The 5,902-nt window shown below is 39.6% G+C and carries 9 protein-coding genes; 4 read left to right on the forward strand and 5 right to left on the reverse strand.

The genetic code is table 11. The features are described from left to right. Window positions 1-228: 228 nt before the first annotated feature. On the forward strand, window positions 229-597 hold the full coding sequence (locus KGY70_15900) for an endonuclease domain-containing protein (GenBank protein MBS3776680.1): 369 nt from the start codon (window positions 229-231) through the stop codon (window positions 595-597). Window positions 598-1,426: 829 nt separating this feature from the next. Here the strand turns inward: KGY70_15900 and KGY70_15905 are convergent. The 5 genes from KGY70_15905 to KGY70_15925 form a co-directional block, all read right to left on the reverse strand. Continuing rightward, on the reverse strand, window positions 1,427-1,981 hold the full coding sequence (locus KGY70_15905; GenBank protein MBS3776681.1) for a hypothetical protein: 555 nt from the start codon (window positions 1,979-1,981) through the stop codon (window positions 1,427-1,429). Window positions 1,982-2,350: 369 nt separating this feature from the next. Continuing rightward, window positions 2,351-2,698 (reverse strand): helix-hairpin-helix domain-containing protein, encoded by a 348-nt coding sequence (locus KGY70_15910; GenBank protein ID MBS3776682.1) that lies wholly within the window; start codon window positions 2,696-2,698, stop codon window positions 2,351-2,353. A 168-nt stretch (window positions 2,699-2,866) separates the two neighbouring features. Further along, window positions 2,867-3,826, reverse strand: coding sequence for a HipA domain-containing protein (locus KGY70_15915; GenBank protein ID MBS3776683.1), 960 nt, complete (start codon window positions 3,824-3,826; stop codon window positions 2,867-2,869). Then, a complete protein-coding gene (locus KGY70_15920; GenBank protein MBS3776684.1) occupies window positions 3,823-4,152 on the reverse strand; it encodes a HipA N-terminal domain-containing protein in 330 nt (109 codons plus the stop codon). Before KGY70_15920 ends, KGY70_15915 begins: the two co-directional genes overlap by 4 nt. Beyond that, entirely contained in the window at window positions 4,136-4,360 is a 225-nt protein-coding gene (locus tag KGY70_15925) for a helix-turn-helix transcriptional regulator (GenBank protein MBS3776685.1), read from the reverse strand. The genes KGY70_15920 and KGY70_15925 overlap by 17 nt, the downstream gene beginning before the upstream one ends. Before the next feature lie 317 nt (window positions 4,361-4,677). Here KGY70_15925 and KGY70_15930 point away from each other — a divergent pair, with 317 nt between their 5' ends. The 3 genes from KGY70_15930 to KGY70_15940 form a co-directional block, all read left to right on the forward strand. Continuing rightward, window positions 4,678-4,860 (forward strand): HEAT repeat domain-containing protein, encoded by a 183-nt coding sequence (locus KGY70_15930; GenBank protein MBS3776686.1) that lies wholly within the window; start codon window positions 4,678-4,680, stop codon window positions 4,858-4,860. Beyond that, window positions 4,832-5,158, forward strand: a complete 327-nt coding sequence (locus KGY70_15935; GenBank protein ID MBS3776687.1) for an ADP-ribosylglycohydrolase family protein — start codon at window positions 4,832-4,834, stop codon at window positions 5,156-5,158. The genes KGY70_15930 and KGY70_15935 overlap by 29 nt, the downstream gene beginning before the upstream one ends. A gap of 363 nt (window positions 5,159-5,521) precedes the next feature. Next, the coding region (locus tag KGY70_15940; GenBank protein ID MBS3776688.1) for a Gfo/Idh/MocA family oxidoreductase at window positions 5,522-5,902 on the forward strand (381 nt) is incomplete at its 3' end.

Consider the following 5,902-nt stretch of genomic DNA (forward strand, 5'->3'; position numbering starts at 1 on the left):
TAGAAGAGGAAAGGTTTGGTTCCAAGGGATAAAGGGGTGAGAAAGGTAACAGCCGGTAGAAAAACCCACGCGCGAGAGAAGGAAAGTTTAGAAAATATATGAAGAGATAAAAGGCCTTAGAGATTATGACGGGCGGGATTCCCCTTTAGAGCCTGTCCCGATTATTTATCGGGAGGCCAAGGGCGTGGGAGGGAAGAAACAAAGATTAACTTATATTATCATAATACCATGAAAAGAAGCAACATTGAAAAGAAGATGTTCTATGAGGCATCGTCTGAAATATTCCGAAGGGCTTTGATATTGAGAAATAAGATGACACAGGCGGAAAAGCTGCTTTGGGAACACTTAAGGAAGAAAAAATTGGGCGTAAGATTTAAGCCACAGCATCCGATCGGGCGTTTCATTGCAGATTTCTACTGTCATCAGGCCAAACTGGTGGTTGAAATAGATGGTGAAATACATGACGGACAAAAGGAATACGACATAGGAAGAGCAGGTGAAATGGAAGAGTACGGAATCCGGGTGTTGCGATTTAAGAATAGTGAGGTGTTTGAGGATATCGAGGGAGTGGTGGAGAGGATTCAAGAAATGTTGTGAGATTTTCCCGCGCGCTCACCCCTAACCTCCCGATAAATAATCGGGACAGGCTCTAAAGGGGAACTCGGTCTGTAGAGATAGCAGGAGTTTGGTTCCAAAGGGTAGGGACTTAGAAAAGCAAAAACCGGTGGAAAACCCGCGCGCGATCATATTAAAGGTTGGTGGGGAAATATTAATAAAGATGCAATAGCCTCAGAGGTTATGGCGGGCGGGTCCATCCGGCAACTGCCGGAGCCAGGGGTGCGGGAGGGAAAAGCACCAGCGCCCTGGAGGCCGATATTGATGAGATGGTGTATGATCTTTACGGGTTGACGGAGGAGGAGCGGAAGATTGTGGAGGAGGGGGTTTAGAGTATAATCTCTTTACAAATACTTTGTGGAAAAATAAAGATTGAGATTGAAAAATTTCTTAACCATTTAATAAACAGCTAATCAGAAACAATAGTTTACAATGATTTGAATAATGATCGATAAAATATAAAATATAAAATATAAACTATAAACTATGGAAAAAGGAAAAATATATAAAGTTGATAAAGATAGTATTAACATAGATTATTATGATCATTATTTTGCTTTCCTATACGATCATAAAGACTTGAGTCTAGTCTAAAAAGGCTCTTAGCGGCTGTTTTTAGCTAATTGTACAGAAGCTATCTACTGAATTTCAAGTATCTACTAAAGCCGCTTAGAGCCTTATCAGCCAATATCTGGCTTTTTATACCGGACTCTTAATTTCAATTTATTGAAATTTGCTATAATGGAATTTCTTATTCCGTTATCATAAAAATTCTCGCAATAAATGCAGCATTTTTGGGGAACATTATACATTAAAATTCTTTCGACCTGAAGCCTTCCGGGTTCATCACGGCAATGTTTTTCCCTGACTGGGAGAGCACCAGCAGCCCGTGTTTTTCGGCAAGCTTATAACTGTCCGAAGAAACGCGCATTCCTGCAACAGCGCCAATGATCTTTTTATCTGCATATTCATGAAACAATTGCCTGAAATGGGGTAGCTTGCGTTCTATAAAATAGGTAACATCGTTCGGGTGGAGGTTGTACTTTACTTCAATAATAACGGAATATTCGGCGTTGTGGAGGATGATGTCAAATTTACCTTTGAGTTTTTTTGAAATAATTGTTCTGTCAAGGCTGCTAATTGATTCATATTCATAGCCAAAGATAGAATTTTTACGCTGAAGCGCACTTTTAAAAAATTCCTCAGCAATCTCTTGATCAGTTTCAGATACATGACCATAAAGTTTTTCTATCTCCTCAATCCTCCGATCAAAAGATTTATACTTCTCAAAAATCTCCCTAATAGAAGTGGATTCACCCGATCTGAAAAGCGGCTCGCTGGTATGATTCTGATCTTTTTTGCTCATATCTTTCAGAGATTTTTTAAAAATAGAAAATATTCCCTTTGCAATCAAAGGTTAAACGCAGGAGCGGCGAAATATATTTTTGGGGGATTGATGTCAAGATGAAATAATGTATTAAATATCAGAAAAATTACCAAAAATCCTAAAAAAATATATATATTCCACTATAATTGCCAAGTTTTACATTCAATAATGAACATTCTCTGTGTTCCTCAGTGGTTACCTCTGTGTTCTCTGTGGTTAAAAACTAAACCATAGTGATTCACTTAGCATAAATACAGATTATTGCATAACTGTCCTCTGTCCGATATCAGGGCTGTTCTTACTTCTCCAATGCCCCCCGTATCGTTCTGGAGTATTTCCCCAAAATGCTTATTCAGCCGTTATTTCCCACCGGATATCCTCATAGGTCTTCGGTCCGATGCCTTTCACATTTTTTATTTCATCTATATCACCAAAGGGCCTGGCATGGATGATCCGTCCTGAAAGTACCTCTCCGATACCATCCAGGCTTTTCAGCTTAGAACGGGAAGCGGTATTGATGTTGATATCTCCGGAGGAAGTGAGATCATCCGTCTGGAAACCGCTGCTGCTTCCGGCGGTTATGTAGTCCTCGATTCTTGACAGGGTAACATCCCCGATGCCTTTGGCCCGGGTCAGATCGTCTACGCTGCTGTAAGGCCGGGCATCAATGATGGCCTGAGCTTTTGCAGGTCCTATCCCATAGAGCTGATCCAGCTTGCTTTTCGAGGCGGCGTTGATGTTGATCTTGTCCTCACTGTCTGTATAATACTGTTTCTGGTTATAATTCCTGCTGCACGAACCCGAAGAGGAGGAAAACGTCCATTCACCGGCATCAACGGAACCCTACAATTCATTCTAAGAAAATCAATAAGCCGGTTTCATTTTCAGCCTTTCTGCTCTGCTGATAAGTAACTCTTTATATTCCTCTTTTTTGTTATCCGAAATGAAAGACCAATCAATAAAATCTAATGCATTAGGAATTTTTCTTTTGAATTTATCAAAGGTATTTGAAATTTGTTTTCTGGTTAATCCTAACGTTGCTCCGAAATCAATAAAATGATCGAGCTTAAATTTCCTTTTTTTGCCCTTAAGCATCAAGGCCATTTCTTCCGGGTCATCTTTCTCGGGTATAACCAGTCTTGTGGATAACAAATCATAGGCAGGTGTGAGACTGGTCAGTCCGTCTCTTCTATCTATTAGTGAAAAGTTTTTTAAATGCATGTCTGCATTTCCGGTTAAAAATGAAAAAAGGCTTATTTCGAAAAACGTCACCATATCCAGTAAAGGATTGGAAGAATACTTGTCAATAGCCTTTCCAACCTGTTCCATTGACCCCTTGTATTTGTCCTCTGTTAATCTTTCGGTTAGCTGGCACATGTCCTCCATGTGTAACTTTCCCACTTTATCGCGGTCAATTCTCCTGGACAGGTAAGCCAGTTCACCGGATTTAAGCCTTATAAGGGTATGTGGAACCACAGGAATACTGAAAACTTCAGCCAGGTGTATGGTCAGGTCCTCGTTCTCGGGTAATTCTGCGTACTTTTCTGCCGGTGGTTTTAAGATATATTCACCCCATAACCCAACTAAGGTAAGACGAGCCGGTTTGCTCCTTTCTCTATTCAGATGAAGGGATATTTTCGCTTGCACTCCGGGAACAGTGACACTTCTTTCTACAACCTGTTTCGCCAGGTCGTTCATTTCATCCAGGCCATACTCAAAGATTGGGGGTCTGGCAGATCCGAATATTTTTCGGCTGCAACTCCTGTGAAAATCGTCCTCCGATTCTTTATTTTCTTTATAGCAAAAAAGACATTGTTTCTTCATTCATCTTCCTTAACAGGTTCGACACTGACAGCTCCAATTGTATCCCGGCAGCAAGCAAGTAAAAGTCCCATTCGGTCTCTTTGATTGATTTTCCAGTGTTTTTCAGCTATGTTTAATAACCAGCCTTCAGGGATGAGTCCATCAAAAAAAGGGAAAAGAACATTCGAGGTGTAAGCTTCCCTTTGCAAAGGCAACGTTTTGCTTACCGGTTTTGCATCAGGCTTTTGGAGGTATTCTTCCAGGTAGTAAAACCGGTATCCTTCTTCAGTTTCTTCAAGATATCCGCAATGTTCATTGCCCCAGAATATTTTAGCTTTCCTGTTCATTGTTCTCTATCTTTTTACGTTCTACAGGCGCTAAAATATGGCCAAACAAGGCCAACACCTGGTTCACTTTATCCATACGCAGGGTATTTTTTCCTTGCTCCAGGTCACGAACAAATCGCAGGCCCACACCGGCTTTTTCCGCTATATCCTTTTGTGTAAGTCCCAGTTGTTTTCGTCGTGTTTTCACAAATGTGACTATATCCTTCATATTTCTATACCTTTACGGGTGTAATTACCCCTTTTTGAAACAAATTTATATCATTTCGGGTATAAAAACAAATAACTTGATTAATATTATACCTGAAAAGGTATATTGATAGTTAGGTATAGCCAATCAAATACAATGAACACTTCCGATGAAAACTTGCCTTATTCAACCCTTATCTCCCACCGGATATCCTCAAAAGTCTTTGGACCGATGCCTTTCACATCTTTTAGTTTGAGTTTCCTTTTTGTAAATTTGGTTTTTAGATAACAGTTAAAATAACAAACAACAAAGTGAGCAAAAATGGCAAAAATGAATCTATGAACAGCGAAGGAAAAATCAACAAATTAGTCAAAGCGCTGGAGGATGAAGATGGACGGATCAGGAATAATGCAGCAGCATCTCTGGGAAAAATAGGAAAGCCGGCATTTGAGCCTTTAGTAAGATTGCTTGAAAATGAAAATGAAAATAAAAATGAAAATTTCAAAAACCATCAGAAATAAAATTAAGGGGTTGATCTTTGGACAGGCAATAGGTGATGCCTTAGGATTAGGAACTGAGTTCCTAAGCAGAAGTGAAGTTCAACAGTATTATCCCCAAGGCATTTCAGAATATGAACAGATCGTTCAGGATAAACATCGGGCTAGATGGAATAAGGGGGATTGGACTGACGATACCGACCAGTTTATGTGTATTTTAAATAGCATCATAAAGTGCCAGGAAATTGATCTATTAGATATTGCCAGGCAATTTTATGAATGGTTTAAAAGCACACCGATGGGAATAGGTACTATGGATTGAAGGACTTAATGGAAAAAGCACTTTAGAGCATAAATATGAACAACTGATTGTTTTATTAGAGAAAACCTGAAGCGTGGAATACACAGTGCTCATTTACAAAAATTTAACTACAATTTAATTCATGATGTTCAATATTATTTAGAATAGTTATAAATTATTTTTTGTAAACTACTTATCCAAACATTTATGATATTTCTCATATCCTGTTTTTATTATTCTTAAACCATCTTTTTTTTTCTCTTTGAGATAGAAAAGGTTGAAATTCTCATAACTTTCCTTTACTTTTGAAATAAGAGCCAATATGGCATTGAATGATATCACCTTATGAGCTAATATTAATCTACCAATCGAAAAATGTCAGCTATGAACAGAAAACTCAGAATGGGCATGGTTGGCGGTGGAAAAGATGCTTTTATCGGAGCAGTACACCGCAGTGCCGCAGCTTTGGACGGCCAGGCAGAACTGGTCTGCGGGGCTTTCAGCAGCAATCCTGAAAAATCAAAAGCCTCGGGTAAAGAATTGTATCTGCCTGATGACCGTGTTTATGGAAGTTTTGAAGAGATGATCGAAAAAGAGAAAGGTCTGCCGGAAGGTGAGCGGATGGATTTCGTTTCCATCGTAACGCCTAACCACATGCATTTCCCCCCGGCCAAAATGGCACTGGAGAACGGATTTCATGTGGTATGCGACAAACCCATGACCTACAACCTGGAACAGGCCAAAGAGCTGGAGACACTGGTTGAT

Source organism: Bacteroidales bacterium (assembly GCA_018334875.1).
In the GTDB taxonomy this organism is placed as follows: domain Bacteria; phylum Bacteroidota; class Bacteroidia; order Bacteroidales; family UBA12077; genus JAGXLC01.

Coding starts and splice junctions, on each gene's coding strand:
- KGY70_15935 (MBS3776687.1), top strand. CDS start 4,832: ATGAAAATTTCAAAAACCATCAGAAATAAAATTAAGGGGTTGATCTTT.
- KGY70_15915 (MBS3776683.1), bottom strand. CDS start 3,826: ATGAAGAAACAATGTCTTTTTTGCTATAAAGAAAATAAAGAATCGGAG.
- KGY70_15905 (MBS3776681.1), bottom strand. CDS start 1,981: ATGAGCAAAAAAGATCAGAATCATACCAGCGAGCCGCTTTTCAGATCG.
- KGY70_15925 (MBS3776685.1), bottom strand. CDS start 4,360: ATGAAGGATATAGTCACATTTGTGAAAACACGACGAAAACAACTGGGA.
- KGY70_15920 (MBS3776684.1), bottom strand. CDS start 4,152: ATGAACAGGAAAGCTAAAATATTCTGGGGCAATGAACATTGCGGATAT.
- KGY70_15930 (MBS3776686.1), top strand. CDS start 4,678: ATGAACAGCGAAGGAAAAATCAACAAATTAGTCAAAGCGCTGGAGGAT.
- KGY70_15900 (MBS3776680.1), top strand. CDS start 229: ATGAAAAGAAGCAACATTGAAAAGAAGATGTTCTATGAGGCATCGTCT.